We start from the raw sequence: 15,310 nt of genomic DNA, 5'->3' as shown, positions 1-15,310 counted from the left end.
CATGAAAAAGCGCACCGTTCCCCGCCATCGCTTTGGTGCGGTATTTACAGGCCTGCTGATCTCGATCCTGGCAATCGGTGGTGTAAACGCCCAAAGTCCGGATTTTCAGAAAATGACGCCCGAAGAGCGGACGGCTTACCTGAATACGATGCGCGCGGCCGCTCAGGAAGACTGGCAAAAGATGATGGACGTGCTCCGGTTGAAATTACCGGAGCTACCTCCACCCGCCGACGACCCGAAGCGCCCGCAGCATCTGAAACAACGGGCCGGTTCGACCAACTGGTACGACGAAGCGGGCAATACGCATACACGATCGGGCTGGGGCAACTGGACAAATTATGACGAAGCCATCGCCAATACCTACAAACTGCCCGATCCGCTGGTATTGAAAAACGGCAAACCGGTCAAAAACGCAACAGTTTGGTGGAAACAACGTCGCCCGGAAATCCTGAACGACTATTTAACCGAGATTGTCGGAAAAACGCCGACCAATCCCCCAAAGGTGACGTTTGAAGTGACGGCTACCGAACCGGACGCGCTGAACGGGAAAGCCATCCGGAAAACGATTGTCGGACACATCGATAACGCGAAGTATCCCAGGGCGAAACCGAGCCTGACCATCACGCTCTATATTCCGGCGAACGCTTCGGGCCCGGTGCCGCTGATGGTGGTGGCGGGGAGCAATTTTACGGGGCCGACGCCGACCGGGCCAACGGCGATGGACATGGTGTTGGCGACCGGCTGGGCCTACGCCAAAATCAATACCGGCGACATTCAAATGGACAGCGGAGCCGGTTTACACGAAGGCATCATTGGATTGATGAACGAAGGAAAAGACCGAAAACCGGACGATTGGGGCGTGTTGTCGGCCTGGTGCTGGGGGCTGAGCCGCGCGCTCGATTACTTCGAAACCGACCAGGCGATCAATGCCAAACAGATTGGTATTCAGGGGCATTCGCGCTGGGGAAAAACCGCTTTGCTGGCGGGTGCGCTGGATCCGCGGTGGGCGATTGTTTTTAGCACCTGCTCCGGTTCAATGGGTACCTCGCTCGAAAAACGGAATTTTGGCGAAACGATCGACAACGTAGCCAGTTCGGGCTTGTACCATTGGATGGCCGGAAATTTCCTGAAATACGGCGGCAACTGGCAGGCCATGCCCGTCGATGCGCACGAACTGATCGCGCTGGTGGCACCCCGCCCGATTTTTATTACGGGCGGCACCAAAGACCAGTGGGCCGATCCGCACGGCGAATTTCTGGCCTGCGTGGCCGCCAGTCCGGTCTATGAATTGCTGGGTAAAAAAGGGATTGGAGCGACCGAAATGCCCAAACCGGATGTTTCGCTGATCAAGGGTGATCTGGGCTTTGTCAACCATGAAGGAGGCCACACGGATTTGCCCGACTGGCCGGTTTTTCTGGAATTCGCCAAAAAGTATTTTAAAACCAAGTAATTGCGTACGAATGGGAATGTTACAAACCATGCGGTGGTTCGGGCCGCACGATCCGGTTTCGCTGATGGACATCCGCCAGGCGGGATGCACCGGCATCGTGACGGCTTTGCACCAGATTCCGGTCGGCGACGTCTGGCCGGTGGAGGAAATTGAAAAGCGGAAAAAGCTGATTGAAGCCGATAATGGGCGGTATTCTTCGTTGCACTGGGCGGTGGTTGAAAGTCTGCCGGTTCATGAAGACATCAAAAAAGGGCGGGCCAGCCGGGCACACTATATTGATACCTACAAACAGTCATTGCACAACCTGGCCGCCTGCGGGATTAAAACGGTTTGCTACAATTTCATGCCGGTTCTGGATTGGTCGCGCACCAACCTGCGTTACGAAATGCCCGACGGTTCGCTGGCGTTGCGGTTTGTGTGGGCAGATTTTGCGGTTTTCGATCTGTGCATTCTGAAACGTCCGGGTGCCGAAACAGACTACGAACCGGACGTTATTCAGGCGGCTCGGGCGAAGTTTGCCCAAATGACGCCCGAACAAATCACCGAACTTAGCAACATCGTTCTGCTCGGTTTACCCGGTTCCGAAGAAGCGTTTACGCTGGATACGTTTCAGGGATTACTGAATGAATACGCCACGATTGGCGACCGGGAATTGCGCGAAAATCTTTATTATTTCATTCAGGAAGTGGCACCAGTGGCCGCATCCGTTGGCATCAATCTCTGCATTCACCCCGACGATCCGCCGAGGCCGCTGCTGGGTTTGCCCCGCGTCGTGAGCACGGAAGCGGATCTGGCGCAGTTGATGGCGGCTTGTGACACAACAGCCAACGGCATTACGTTCTGCACCGGTTCGCTGGGCATTCGTCCGGACAACGACCTGCCGGGCATGATCCGGCGGTTTGGCAATCGGATTCATTTTATTCACCTGCGAACGACCAAACGCGAAGACAATCCGCGCAATTTCCACGAAGCCGACCATCTGGCGGGTGACGTGGATATGTACGCGGTCGTAAAAGAAATTGTGCTGGAACAGCAACGGCGAACCAAAACCGGTATTGGCGAAACCGCAATTCCGATGCGCCCCGACCACGGTCACCAGATGCTCGACGACCTGCACAAGAAAACCTATCCGGGCTACTCCGTCATTGGCCGACTGCGTGGTTTGGCCGAATTGCGGGGTCTTGAGTTAGGAATTGCGCGGGCTTTGGAAGATCAACTTATTTCGCAGACGGGGCCGCCCGAGCGGTTAAGCGGAGCAAAAAGAGTTTAGCGGAGCCTCTGATAAACTCCTTTTTCTCCGCTTAACCGCTCGGGGGCCCCGTCTGCGAAACAACTTTTAAAGGGCATGAAGTACAAGATCGTTTTCCTTTTAGTATTTTCCACAATTTGCAAAGCGGACGACGGCTATCGCTTGTGGCTGAAATATGACCTGATCAAAGACACGGGCAAACGCGCTGCTTACGCCCGTTCAACCCAGTTTATTGTCCTGAACAGCACCAATCCGGCTCTGAAAACAGCCGCCGGTGAATTGCAGACCGGTTTGCAGGGTTTAGTAGGAAAACCCGTACCGATTGTTGCCAGTGCTGGTGGCAAAACCGGCGGTATTGTGCTGACGATCAACCCAAACCTACCGTCGATCAATGACGAAGGATACCAGATTACGAGTCAGAAAACGAGTCTTTCAATTGCCGGAAAAACCGGCTCAGGCGTGTTATACGGCGTTTTTGCTTTGTTGCGTCAGCTGAAAACGGGGCAATCCATCGATCAGCTTTCGCTGACCAGCAGCCCGAAAATTCAGCACCGGATGTTGAATCATTGGGACAATCCGGATGGTTCCATCGAACGCGGCTACGCCGGGCAGTCACTCTGGAAATGGTATGAACTGCCCGAGCGCATCGACCCGCGCTACCGGGATTACGCGCGCGCCAATGCGTCCATCGGCATCAACGGCACCGTGGTCAATAATGTCAACGCCAGTTCGCGGTTTCTGACGGCCGAATATTTGCAGAAAGTGGCCGCCCTCGCAAACGTCTTCCGGCCCTATGGCATCAAGATTTACCTGTCGGTTTATTTCCCGGCTCCCAAAACCATTGGGGGCCTGAAAACCGCCGACCCGCTCGATCCGGACGTGAATAAATGGTGGGCCGATAAAGCGAACGAGATTTATAAATTCATTCCCGATTTTGGCGGTTTTCTGGTCAAGGCCAACTCAGAAGGCCAACCCGGCCCGCAGGATTATGGCCGCAACCACGCCGACGGCGCCAATATGCTCGCCAGGGCCCTGGCTCCGCACAAAGGCATTGTGATCTGGCGAGCGTTTGTTTACAAAGCGGATCCAAATGCTGACCGTTTCAAAGCCGCCTACGACGAATTTAAGCCGCTGGACGGCCAGTTCGAGAAAAACGTCATTGTTCAGGTTAAAAACGGACCCATCGATTTTCAGCCCCGCGAGCCCTTTTCGCCTATTTTTGGAACGATGCCGCAGACTCCTTTGGGTATGGAATTCCAGATTACGCAGGAATACCTCGGTTTTTCGACGCATCTGGTTTATGAAGCGCCAATTTTCAAGGAATGTCTGGACTCGGATACCTACGCTGGCGGCCAGGGTTCGACGGTGGCAAAAGTCATCGACGGCAGTCTTCACGATTATCAATTGACCGTCATGGCCGGCGTTGCCAATACCGGTTCCGACCGAAACTGGACGGGTCATCCGCTCGCACAGGCCAACTGGTATGCCTTCGGGCGGCTGGCCTGGGATCACACGCTGTCGTCGGAATCCATTGCTACTGAGTGGGTTAAGATGACGCTGACGGCCGAGCCGCAATCGGTCAAAACCGTTACGGATTTGTTGCTGAAATCGCGGGAGATTTATGTCAATTACAACACGCCACTCGGTCTTTCGCGACCCTGGACGGGTGTTCATTTTGCGCCGGAACCCTGGCAAAACCGCAGTTCACGCCCCGACTGGACGGCGGTTTATTACCACCGCGCCGATTCGGTCGGTTTGGGTTTCGACCGGACGGCGAAGGGAAGTCAGGCGCTGTTACAATACCGCCCTCAGGTACAACGCCAGTGGAATAATCCGGAAACCTGTCCGCTGCCCTATTTACTTTGGTTCCATCACGTTCCGTGGACGAAAAAGTTAAGCACCGATCGAACGCTGTGGGACGAATTGTGTACCCGATTTTATGCCGGTGCCGATTCTGTTGGCGGGCTGCAAAAGCAATGGACATCGGTCAAAAAAGACATCGATCCGGAAACGTTCGCCGATGTGGCCGGTCGGCTGGCGACGCAGCAAAAAGAAGCCATCTGGTGGCGCGATGCCTGGGTGCTGTACCTCCAGGAATTTTCCAGACTACCCATTCCGGCTCCGTATAAAAAGCCAGATCGGACTCTGAAAGAAGTCAAAGAATTAGTAGATATTTATCAATTACGGTAACCGTATTTAACTACCCGAAAACGTGCAATCATCCGATAATCAACCCATTCAGAACGTATTTTCATTGACCGGAAAACTGGCGCTCATCACCGGCGGAGGAACCGGCATCGGTTTTGACATTGCCCGCTGCATGGTGCAGGCCGGAGCCACGGTGGTTATTACCGGACGGCGGGAAGAACCGCTTCGGGAAGCCATCGAAAAACTGGGCGAAACCGCTCATTATTTCGTCAATGACGTATCCGAATTAAGCGCGCTGGATGCCTTGGTGGAACAGATTGAAACGACGCTCGCGCCCATCGATATTCTGGTCAACAACGCCGGTATTAACCTGAAAAAACCGGCGTTGGAAGTCACCGATGAAGAGTTTAGCCGGATTATTCAAACCAATCTGAATGCGGTTTTTGCCCTGACCCGCGCCTGTGCCCGGCGAATGGTTCCCCGGCGCAGCGGTTCCATTCTGATGATTTCGTCGATGGCGGCCTACTACGGCATCGACCGCGTGGTGGCGTATGCTGCTTCCAAATCGGGCGTCGAGGGCATGGTGAAAGTGCTGGCGTCGGAGTTTTCGCCCCACAACGTTCGCGTCAATGCGATTGCGCCGGGATTTATTGAAACCGAGATGAGCAAAAAAGCGATGGGCGGTGACCCCGACCGGCGCGACCGTGCCATGCGCCGAACGCCAATGGGTCATTTTGGCAAACCGGACGACATTGGTCATGCCGCCGTCTTTCTGTCGTCCGATGCCGCCCGCTACATTACCGGCGCTTCCCTGCCCGTCGACGGCGGAAATTCGATCGGATTTTAACGGCCAGCCATCTTTTCATTCACTCTTTCGCCCTTTACTTTCCCATGAAAAAAATAAACCGAAAAGCTTTTATCGAGGATTTGTCGCTGTTGACCGGGGCCGTTTTGCTGCCGGGAATGGCGTTCGCCCATACGCCCGAGTGGAAAAAATCGAAGATGAAACTCGGCATGGTGACCTACTTGTGGGGCAAAGACTGGGACGTTCCGACGCTGATTAAAAACTGCACGACGGCCGGAATTACCGGTGCCGAATTGCGGGTGGAACACGCCCACGGCGTGATGCCGAATCTGACAGCGGCCGAACGGGCGGAAGTAAAGAAAAAGTTTGCCGACAGCCCGGTCAAGATTGTCGGTTTGGGCACGAATCAGCAATACGATTACCCGGACCAGGAGCAGTTGCGTAAATCCATCGAACGGACGAAAGAATTCATCCGGCTGAGCGCCGATGTGGGCGGTTCGGGGGTGAAAGTAAAACCGAACGCGCTGCACAAAGACGTTCCGGCGGAAAAGACGCTGGCGCAGATTGGTCAGTCGCTGGACGAACTGGCCAGGTATGCGGCTGATTTCGGACAGCAACTCCGGCTGGAAGTCCACGGTGAACAAACGCAGGAATTGCCGAATATCAAAACCATCATGGACCACGCACCGAACAAGAATGCGACCATTTGCTGGAACAGTAACAAGCAGGATTTCAACGGGAAAGGGCTGGAATACAACTTCAATCTGGTAAAAGACCGGTTTGGCGATACGGTCCACGTCCGCGAGTTCAACGACCCGGGTTATCCGTATCAGCAATTGCTGGACTGGTTTGCCAAAATGAATTACAAAGGCTGGATTCTCCTCGAATGCCACACCAATCCGGCGGATAAAGTCGCTTCATTGATTGAACAGCGGCAACTTTTTGAGAAAATGACCGCATAAACCGTATTCCTTATAGGAACGCGGATTGAACGGATGCAACAGATCAAAACTGATTTTATCCTTGAAAATCTGTTACATCCGTTCAATCCGCGTTCCTATTAAAAACCGTTGACATACTATATGAATCGCCGGAAATTTGTCGAAAGAACAAGCTTGCTGTTGACCACTGGACTAGCGGGTTTTCCACTGAAATCAGAAGTTTCAAAAAAACCGCTGGCAAAAATTCGGATCAGGAACGTCAACTCCAATTTTGAGCGCGAACCGCTGAATCCGTACCGGTTTAAAGGGAGTGCCATTACCGACAGCTGGCAGGCCATTTCGTTGCTGGAATCCGATACCGGCATTCGAAAAATCGGTCTGGGGACGCAGGGCGTTCTCTGGTCAGACTCCAGCGTGTTTGCCGCTCATTCCGAAAGTGCCGGCAACGCGCTGATGTATGCCATGAGCGAACATGCTTTGCAACTCATTAAGGGAACGTCGTTTACCACGCCTATCGACTTACTCGATACCCTTCTGCCGGAAGTTCTGGCGTATGGAAAGCTGATCACCCGCAACCCGGATTTGCGAAAAACCTTCGCCCTGAATGCCCTGGTTTCTGTCGATAATGCCGCCTGGCTGCTGTACGCGCAGGAAAATAAAATGGCGCGCTTCGACGATATGGTTCCGGCGGCCTACAAACCCGGCTTGTCCTACCGGCACAACAAGGTGGCCAGTATTCCGTCGTTCAGTGTGGGCACCACCGCCGAAAAAATCAAGGCGGCCGCCGACGAGGGGTATTTTATCATGAAGCTGAAAACCGGATCAGCCGGAACGCAGTCGGAAATGATCGAGAAAGACATTGCCTTTCTGACGGCGGTTCATAAAGCCATTGGCCACTACGAAACGCCGTATACCAAAACCGGCAAAATACCGTATTACTTCGACGCCAACGGGCGCTACGAAAAGAAAGAAACGTTGCTCCGGTTTTTGGATCACGCCAAAAAAATTGGGGCTTTTGATCAGATTGCGGTCATTGAAGAACCGTTTGAGGAAAATAACGAGGTTTTTGTGGGCGACATGGGCGTGCGGGTGGCCGCCGACGAAAGTGCGCATACCGTCGAGGATGCCGCCCGCCGGATTGAGCAGGGCTACTCCGCCATTGCGGTAAAAGCGATTGCTAAAACGCTGAGCATGACAATGAAAATCACGCAGTTGGCTTACGAAAAGAAGATTCCCTGCTTTTGCGCCGATCTGACGGTCAACCCGATTCTGGTCGACTGGAACAAATCGGTGGCAGCCCGGCTACCGCCATTTCCCGGCATGACGGTTGGTTTACAGGAAACCAATGGGCATCAATATTACAAAAACTGGGACAAAATGATGGCGTATCATCCCAAAGCTGGCGCAACCTGGACGAAAACTCAAAAAGGCGTTTACCTTACTGACCAGTCGTTTTACGAACAAAGCGGAGGCATTTTTGACCCTTCAGCGCATTACGAAGCGGTTTTTCCGGACAAATAATCAACCAATCTGGGCGTCAGTAATTTTAAATTCTTCTCCGAAAACGCCGGAGAAAACAAGCTATTTCCAGTTTGGTTTGCTTCGGTATTTACCATAAATACCGTATTTTTAGAAGTAAAAAGAACGCTACACTTCGCCTAATTCTAATGCTGGATTTCCTGAAAAGAAATAAACCCATTCTCTTTTACGGTATTTCACTGGCGTTCTTATTGTTTTTATTAAAATGGCTTGAATTGCGTTTTATCATCATTAATCATGCTTCCGAAGTCTACATTGGTGCCATTGCTGTTTTATTTACCGGTTTAGGAATCTGGCTCGCTTTAAAATTGATCAGCCCAAAAGTAGAAACTGTTGTTGTCGAAAAACCGGTGTATCTCACCAACCGTACCGATTTTAGTTTAAACGAAGACGAACTGGCTAAAATCGGTTTAAGCAAACGGGAACTGGAAGTTTTGCAATTGATGGCCGAAGGCTTGAGCAATCAGGAAATTGCTTCGCGTTTGTATGTCTCCTTAAATACCGTCAAAACGCATTCGTCGAAAGTACTGGAAAAACTGGACGTTAAGCGCCGAACACAGGCCATTGAAAAGGCCAAACGGCTCAGCCTGATTCCCTAGCTCTTCTACTCCTTAAGGATGAATTGACCACTTTTCTGAAAAATCACCCGAAAGGATGAGCGTTGAATGAATTGATCTGCTCAATTTTGTCCGGAACAACGTAAACTTACTTCTATGAAAAAGATTGTACTGGTCTGCGGGCTTATAGCCGGTATCATCCTCACCTGCGTGATGGTCGTCTCCACGGCGGTGTGTTACACCAACAATAACTATGAAGGCAACATGGTTCTGGGGTATGCCTCCATGATCCTGGCCTTTTCTCTCATTTTTGTCGGTATAAAAAACTTCAGAGATAACTATAACAACCGGATTATCTCGTTCGGGAAAGCGTTTACAATCGGCCTGTACATCACTTTGATTGCTTCTTCGATGTACGTTTTCACCTGGCTGATCGAATATTACGTATTCATTCCCGATTTCATGGAAAAGTACATCGATCATGTTTTAAAAGAGGCCAAAGCGAACGGCGCCAGCCAGCTTGAATTGGACAAAAAACTGGCAGAATTAGCCGGTTATACGGAAATGTATAAGAGTCCGCTTGGCGTCATTGCACTCACGTATCTGGAAATTTTACCGGTCGGTTTAATTATTTCGCTGATTTGCGCTTTGCTGTTGAAAAGAAACAACCAGCCCATTCAAACGGCGTAATTAAAAATTGGCTGCAAACCCCTAAATCGTTTTTTATGAAGATTGGAATGACGGGTATATTTGTGAATAACCCCCTCGAAGCTTTTGCATTTTACACCGAAGTTCTGGGTTTTGCCAACCGCATGTACGTTCCGGAAGCCAACCTGGCGATCGTCGTTTCGCCGGAAGATCCGGATGGGACAGGTTTATTGCTGGAACCAACCGACAACCCCATTGGCAAGAATTTTCAAGAAGCGCTGTATAAAGCCGGTATACCGGCCATTGTCTTCAGTTCAGCGGCTATTCAGAAAGAGTATGAACGACTGAAAAACCGGGGCGTTGTTTTTAAAAAAGAGCCGACAAAAACCGACTGGGGCACTGAAACCGTCTTCGACGACACCTGTGGAAATTGGATTCAGCTTTTTCAGCCTGAGGACGCATAGCCTACCGCAAATAATACCTCTACCGCAGACGCCACCGGTCAGGTTTTGAAAACCTGACCGGTGGCGAAATAAAAAACGGCAGTTAGATCATTAATCTAACTGCCGTTTGGCCCACCAGTCGGGATGGCGGGATTCGAACCCACGACCCCTTGCACCCCATGCAAGTACACTACCTGGCTGTGCTACATCCCGAATTGGGTGCAAACTTAATGAATAATGAATAATGAACAATGAATCGTGCTGAAAGAATCTCGATTTACCTGCAAATTCATTGTTCACAATTCATTGGTCCATCAGGACCTAATTCTTACTGGCTCCTCCCTGCCGGGCCGGTGGCTGCGTACTTTGCTGCTGTTGCTGCATCGGATTCGGACCCGCTGCGCCCCGGCGTTGCTCCTGCTGCTTGAACAACTGGAAACGCGTCGGCTTGGCTACCCGTGGAAAGGAATTGTTGGCATCGTCGATGTCGGCGATTTCCTGAAAGGGGTCGAGCGTCCATTGCGTGACTTTTTTGCTGGTGGCAATCACCTTGTTGATCTGCACGTCGTTGAAACGCCAGATCTCCGCCGGAAAACGCGCTACCGAATCCGTGCCGTCTTCAAACTGCATTCGCACAATCACCGGCATGGGCAAACCGCCCTTGTTTTTCAGCGTCAGCGTATAGAAGTTGTTCTTTGATTCGAGCGTCTTGCGTTCGTCGTTCGACAGCGTCGCCAGATAATCCTGGTATTTCTTCCGGTCGGCATCCGTTACGGCGTATGGATCGTAGCGGTTGTAGAAATCCTTCATGGTCGAGTCCTTGGCCACTACGGTCTGGTCTTTGGTGGCCGCATCCCGAATTTTGCTCATGGTGTTGGCTCTGGCTTCGGCTTCAGAGCGGGCCAGGGCTTTTTCGATTTCCGGATTCTGGGTATTGAGCGTAAACCAGTCGACTTCGACCAGATCCTGATCGACGGGTTCGACGCCGTAGAACCAGCCTTTCCAGAACCAGTCCAGATCGACGCCCGAGGCATCCTCCATGGTGCGGAAGAAGTCGGCCGGAGTGGGGTTTTTGAAGGCCCAGCGATTGGCATACTCTTTAAACGCATAGTCGAACAGTTCACGACCCATGACGGTTTCGCGCAGGATATTCAGGGCGGCCGCCGGTTTGGCGTAGGCATTGGAGCCCAGGTTCACCACATTTTCCGAAGAGGTCATGATGGGCGACAGCACTGATTTGTCAGACTTCATATAATCGACAATCTGATAGGGCTCGCCACGTCGGGTCGGAAATTTGTAATCCCATTCTTTTTCGGCCAGATACTGGCAGAAGGTGTTTAACCCCTCGTCCATCCAGGCCCATTGCCGCTCGTCGGAATTGACGATCATCGGAAAAAAGTTGTGGCCCACTTCGTGAATGATCACGCCGATCATCCCGGCTTTGGTGGCTTCGGAATACGTCCCATCCGGTTCGGGCCGCCCGCCGTTGAAGCTGATCATCGGGTATTCCATGCCACCACCTGCGGTACCGTGACACGAAATAGCAACCGGATACGGGTATTTGAAAGTGCGGTTTCCGTAGGATTTCAGCGTATGTTCCACCGCACGGGTCGAATATTGTCCCCAGAGCGGATTGCCTTCTTTGGGGTAAAACGACATGCTCCAGATTTTCTTTCCATCACCGTAGACGTCGGTTTGCATGGCATCCCAGATGAATTTGCGCGAGGAGGCAAAGGCGAAATCCCGGACGTTATCGGCTTTGTAAATCCAGGTTTTTTTTCCGGTTGGTTTGGCTTTCTCAGCGGCTACGGCTTCGTCCTGGGTCACAATTACGACCGGCGTTTTCGAACTGGCGGCTTTTTGCAGCCGTTGCGATTGCGTGGGCGTCAACACCTGTTTGTAATTCTGACACTCGCCCGAAGCCGCCACAATGTGGTCGTTGGGAACGGTGATGGCGACTTTATAATTTCCGAAAATCAGCGTGAACTCACCCTGACCGAGAAACTGCTTGTGCTGCCAGCCATTCACATCGTCGTAAACCGCCAGACGCGGAAACCAGTGGGCAATGAAATAGTTATAGTTGCCGTCTTTCGCAAAATATTCGTAACCGCTCCGTCCGTAGTATTCCGTAATGAGGTAATTCCAGTCGACGCCAAACACGAAACTCTGACCCGGTTTTAACGGCGCGGGCAGGTCGATTCGCATCATGGTCTGGTTAATCGTGTATTTTAGCGGTTTGCCGGTTTTGTCTTTTACCGCCGTAATTTTATACCCAAAATCGCGGTCCGTGGATGGGCCACGTCCCCGCCCGGCGGTTGACGTCAGAGCGCCCAGCGAAGCCGCCGACATGCCGGTTTCGTTGACACTTCCCGTCCGGGTAATTCCGCCAATGGATCCTTTTTCGAATAAATTCTGCTCCAGTTGCAGCCAGATGTATTTCAGTTCGTCGGGTGAGTTGTTATGATACGTCACCAGTTCCGATCCGGTTATTTTCTGATTGGCATCATCGAGTTCAACCTTGATGTCGTAATCGGCCCGGTTCTGGAAGAAATCGCGACCGGGCGAACCCGAAGCCGTACGGAAGGTGTTGGGCGTGGGTAATAACGAGCCCATTTGTTCAAAACGATCGTTGGCCTTATAATTGGGTGTCGATGGCATTTGAGCCCCGGCGCCAAATACTATTGCGGTCAATCCCGCAACCAACAGAGATAATCTAAACTTCATAGTTAGGTATCAGAATATAATTTGTAGATGAATATGGCTATGAAGTTACTAACAAACCGGTAAACTATCCGTATCCCTCAGCAGCAGAGAGTGATAATGCTGCTAAAGTTTCTATTTATCCCCACTATTCTCCTAATTCCAGGCGAGCAATCCAACTCATCGAATGGGGCCGCCTTGCTAATACGTCAGTTTAAATACGGATTGTTGATGATCAGCGAGAGCGCCATTCCGGCGACGATACCGGAAATGATCAGATTCCAGTCGTGACGCCGAACTTTCAGCAGTTCGAGTAATACGAAGGCCAGCGTCAACACCAGGAGAACGATAAAAATCTGGCCAAATTCGAGTCCGAGGTTAAAGGCAAACAACGGTTTCAGGATACTCGACTGTTGCCCCAGCAAACTCCGTAAATAATTGGAAAAACCCATACCGTGAATCAATCCGAACACCAAAGCCAGTGAATACCGCCCCTTCGGTTGCTTCGGCTGTTCATTAAACCGGCTTTTGGGTACTTTAAAGAAAAAATTAGAAACAGCGGTAATCAGAATGGTGATGGGAATCAGTAGTTCAATCAAATCGGTGCTATAGTCGATGAGTTGCAAGGTGGCCAGGGCCAGCGTAAGCGAGTGGCCGATGGTAAAAGCCGTGATCAGAATCAGGACCTGTTTCCATTGATTGAGGTTATAAATCGCACACAGCGCCACGATAAATAAAACATGGTCGTAACCACCCGGATCGGTAATGTGAGCAAAGCCCAGTTGGAGATACGCCCAGAATTCACTCATAAGATCGACTCAAGAAGTTTGTTACCCGTTTAAACCGGTATTGATTGTGCCGCAAAAATAGAAAGTTTGTCTATTCAGACCTATTTTACACCGGGTAACTACGGATTGCATCGTACTTTTGTCGAAAGTAATTCGCATTCACCTGACCGCTTTTCCGCATCCATGCAGACCGTTACCTTCTCAACCATTGGAAAACCAACCGACACGCTTCAGGTTGTCGATGCCGCTCTGCCCGAACCGGGTCCCGGCGAAGTTCGCATCAAAGTCATCGCCAGCCCCATCAATCCTTCGGATTTGATGTTCGTTCAAAATCTGTACGGTATTCAACCCGAACTGCCCTCCGGCGCGGGTTTTGAAGGCGTCGGCATTGTGGATGCGCTGGGAGAAGGCGTGACGATGCGGACCGGAATCCGGGTGAGTTTCACGGCCATCGGCACGTGGTCGGAATACGTACTGGCCAACCAGCGCAGTTTGATTCCGGTACCGGACACCCTTTCTGACGAAGTGGCCGCCCAGTTGTTTGTCAACCCGTTTTCGGCGTATGCCATGCTGGAAGAGTCGGGGCTGCAACCGGGCCAGTGGGTGCTACTGACAGCCGCCGGATCGTCGTTCAGCAAACTCGTGATTCAGCTTTGCAAGCTCAAAGGCATTCAAACCATCGGCACGGTTCGGCACAACGACCTCGACGCTGAGCTGAAAGCGTTGGGCATTACGGCGATTGTCAACACGAAAAAGGAAAAACTGACGAACCGCGTCAAGGCCCTCACGGAAGGCAAAGGCGTAACCTGCGTACTGGAAGCGGTGGGCGGAAACACGGCTTCCGACGCGCTGAAATGCCTGGCCAAAGGCGGAACCATGATCCTTTACGGGGTGTTGAGCCTGCAAAATCCGTCCTTCAATGCAGGGCTCATGATTTTCAGGGAATTGACGATCAAAGGCTTCTGGCTGACGGACTGGATGCGCCGGGTCGACAGTCAAACGCGGCAGAACGTAGCCCGCAACGTCATTACCCTGCTCGTTGGTGGTCAGATTCAGGTGCCGGTTGAAGCAACCTACCCAATTTCAGAAATAAAAAAAGCCGTTGAACACAGCGAACAGCCCGGTCGGCGCGGCAAGATTTTGGTAAAGCCTAATCAGTAAGTTTTCTGACGATTCTCCTTATTGTTTCGTTATATTTGAACAGCCAACGTTTACAATAAATCCGGCAAAGAGGGCGTTGAACAACGAAGACGCCTGCTCCGGTTACGTAGTAACTATAAACCGATTATCTGATTCATAGCGCACATGATTCTATTACAAGTCCCAACGGCTGGTGCTCCGGCCGTCGATTCCACGGCAGCAGCCGCAAATCCGGCCCAAAGCATGCAATTGTTCGATCTGATTGCCAAAGGGGGCTGGGTCATGATTCCCATCGCAATCCTGTTTTTTCTGGCGTTGTACATGATTATCGAACGCTGGCTCTTTATTCGCAACAACACCCGGGTCGACGATAATTTTATCGACAATGTGAAAGACATGGTTTTGCAGGGCAACATCAAATCGGCCGAATCCTTCTGCAAGAATCAGCGCAATTCGATTGGCCGCATTTTTGAAAAAGCCGTCGGCCGTATCGGTTCGCCCATCCGGGAGATTGAAGGAACGCTGGAGACTGTCGGACAAATTGAACTGTCGCGGCTGGAAAAGAACTTGGGTTATTTAGGAATTATTGCCGGTATTGCGCCCATGCTGGGTTTCATCGGAACTATTTCGGGGATTATCCGGATTTTCTACGACATCTCGCTGTCCGATAACATTAGCGTCGGTATCATCGCCGGTGGTCTTTACGAAAAAATGATCACCTCCGGTTCCGGTCTGATCGTCGGCGTTATTGCTTATACCGGCTATCACCTGCTGAACATGTTCATTGAAAAGTTCACGTTGAAGCTGGAGATCAACTCGTTCGAATTCATGGAAGTGCTGCAAAAACCAACTGAAGCCGCCCGGGTAAGATAAGAAAGATAAAAGAAGGTAGACAAGAGAAA

13 protein-coding genes and 1 tRNA gene are annotated in these 15,310 nt (G+C 51.5%); 11 read left to right on the top strand and 3 right to left on the bottom strand.

Annotated elements, in window-relative coordinates; genetic code table 11:
- The first annotated feature begins 1 nt into the window (after window position 1).
- The 9 genes from EHT87_RS21050 to EHT87_RS21010 all read left to right on the top strand — a co-directional run bounded on the left by EHT87_RS21050 (window position 2) and on the right by EHT87_RS21010 (window position 9,801).
- Window positions 2-1,450, top strand: a complete 1,449-nt coding sequence (locus EHT87_RS21050; RefSeq protein WP_124908630.1) for a glucuronyl esterase domain-containing protein — start codon at window positions 2-4, stop codon at window positions 1,448-1,450.
- 10 nt (window positions 1,451-1,460) lie between these two features.
- Complete coding sequence (gene uxuA, locus EHT87_RS21045; protein WP_124908629.1) at window positions 1,461-2,720, top strand: mannonate dehydratase; 1,260 nt, start codon at window positions 1,461-1,463, stop codon at window positions 2,718-2,720.
- Between the two features lie 75 nt (window positions 2,721-2,795).
- Entirely contained in the window at window positions 2,796-4,889 is a 2,094-nt protein-coding gene (locus EHT87_RS21040; protein WP_124908628.1) for an alpha-glucuronidase family glycosyl hydrolase, read from the top strand.
- Window positions 4,890-4,911: 22 nt separating this feature from the next.
- Window positions 4,912-5,694: an SDR family NAD(P)-dependent oxidoreductase gene (locus tag EHT87_RS21035; protein WP_124908627.1), complete on the top strand. Its 783-nt coding sequence runs from the start codon at window positions 4,912-4,914 to the stop codon at window positions 5,692-5,694.
- A gap of 44 nt (window positions 5,695-5,738) precedes the next feature.
- Window positions 5,739-6,614: a sugar phosphate isomerase/epimerase family protein gene (locus EHT87_RS21030; protein WP_124908626.1), complete on the top strand. Its 876-nt coding sequence runs from the start codon at window positions 5,739-5,741 to the stop codon at window positions 6,612-6,614.
- A gap of 120 nt (window positions 6,615-6,734) precedes the next feature.
- The gene (locus EHT87_RS21025) at window positions 6,735-8,114 is read left to right on the top strand and encodes a mandelate racemase/muconate lactonizing enzyme family protein (RefSeq protein ID WP_124908625.1); all 1,380 of its coding nucleotides are present in this window, start codon (window positions 6,735-6,737) and stop codon (window positions 8,112-8,114) included.
- Between the two features lie 146 nt (window positions 8,115-8,260).
- The gene (locus tag EHT87_RS21020) at window positions 8,261-8,731 is read left to right on the top strand and encodes a response regulator transcription factor (RefSeq protein ID WP_124908624.1); all 471 of its coding nucleotides are present in this window, start codon (window positions 8,261-8,263) and stop codon (window positions 8,729-8,731) included.
- A gap of 114 nt (window positions 8,732-8,845) precedes the next feature.
- Window positions 8,846-9,379 carry a DUF4199 domain-containing protein gene (locus EHT87_RS21015; protein WP_124908623.1) on the top strand — a complete coding sequence of 178 codons (534 nt, stop codon included), beginning with the start codon at window positions 8,846-8,848 and terminating at the stop codon, window positions 9,377-9,379.
- Window positions 9,380-9,414: 35 nt separating this feature from the next.
- Window positions 9,415-9,801 (top strand): VOC family protein, encoded by a 387-nt coding sequence (locus tag EHT87_RS21010; protein WP_124908622.1) that lies wholly within the window; start codon window positions 9,415-9,417, stop codon window positions 9,799-9,801.
- Window positions 9,802-9,919: 118 nt separating this feature from the next.
- On the opposite strand, the gene EHT87_RS21005 is transcribed toward EHT87_RS21010, so the two are convergent.
- The 3 genes from EHT87_RS21005 to EHT87_RS20995 all read right to left on the bottom strand — a co-directional run bounded on the left by EHT87_RS21005 (window position 9,920) and on the right by EHT87_RS20995 (window position 13,289).
- A tRNA-Pro gene (locus EHT87_RS21005) sits at window positions 9,920-9,993 on the bottom strand.
- A gap of 108 nt (window positions 9,994-10,101) precedes the next feature.
- Window positions 10,102-12,438 carry a M1 family metallopeptidase gene (locus tag EHT87_RS21000; RefSeq protein ID WP_124908896.1) on the bottom strand — a complete coding sequence of 779 codons (2,337 nt, stop codon included), beginning with the start codon at window positions 12,436-12,438 and terminating at the stop codon, window positions 10,102-10,104.
- A 251-nt stretch (window positions 12,439-12,689) separates the two neighbouring features.
- Window positions 12,690-13,289, bottom strand: coding sequence for a HupE/UreJ family protein (locus EHT87_RS20995; protein ID WP_124908621.1), 600 nt, complete (start codon window positions 13,287-13,289; stop codon window positions 12,690-12,692).
- A 162-nt stretch (window positions 13,290-13,451) separates the two neighbouring features.
- On the opposite strand from EHT87_RS20995, the gene EHT87_RS20990 reads away from it, so the two are divergent.
- Window positions 13,452-14,429, top strand: coding sequence for a zinc-dependent alcohol dehydrogenase family protein (locus EHT87_RS20990; protein WP_124908620.1), 978 nt, complete (start codon window positions 13,452-13,454; stop codon window positions 14,427-14,429).
- A gap of 144 nt (window positions 14,430-14,573) precedes the next feature.
- Complete coding sequence (locus tag EHT87_RS20985; RefSeq protein ID WP_124908619.1) at window positions 14,574-15,281, top strand: MotA/TolQ/ExbB proton channel family protein; 708 nt, start codon at window positions 14,574-14,576, stop codon at window positions 15,279-15,281.
- Window positions 15,282-15,310: the final 29 nt, after the last annotated feature.

It is taken from the genome of Larkinella knui (assembly GCF_003858645.1).
Classification (GTDB): domain Bacteria; phylum Bacteroidota; class Bacteroidia; order Cytophagales; family Spirosomataceae; genus Larkinella; species Larkinella knui.
Note: the sequence above shows the minus strand (reverse complement) of the source record. Positions and strands in the feature narration are given on the sequence as shown.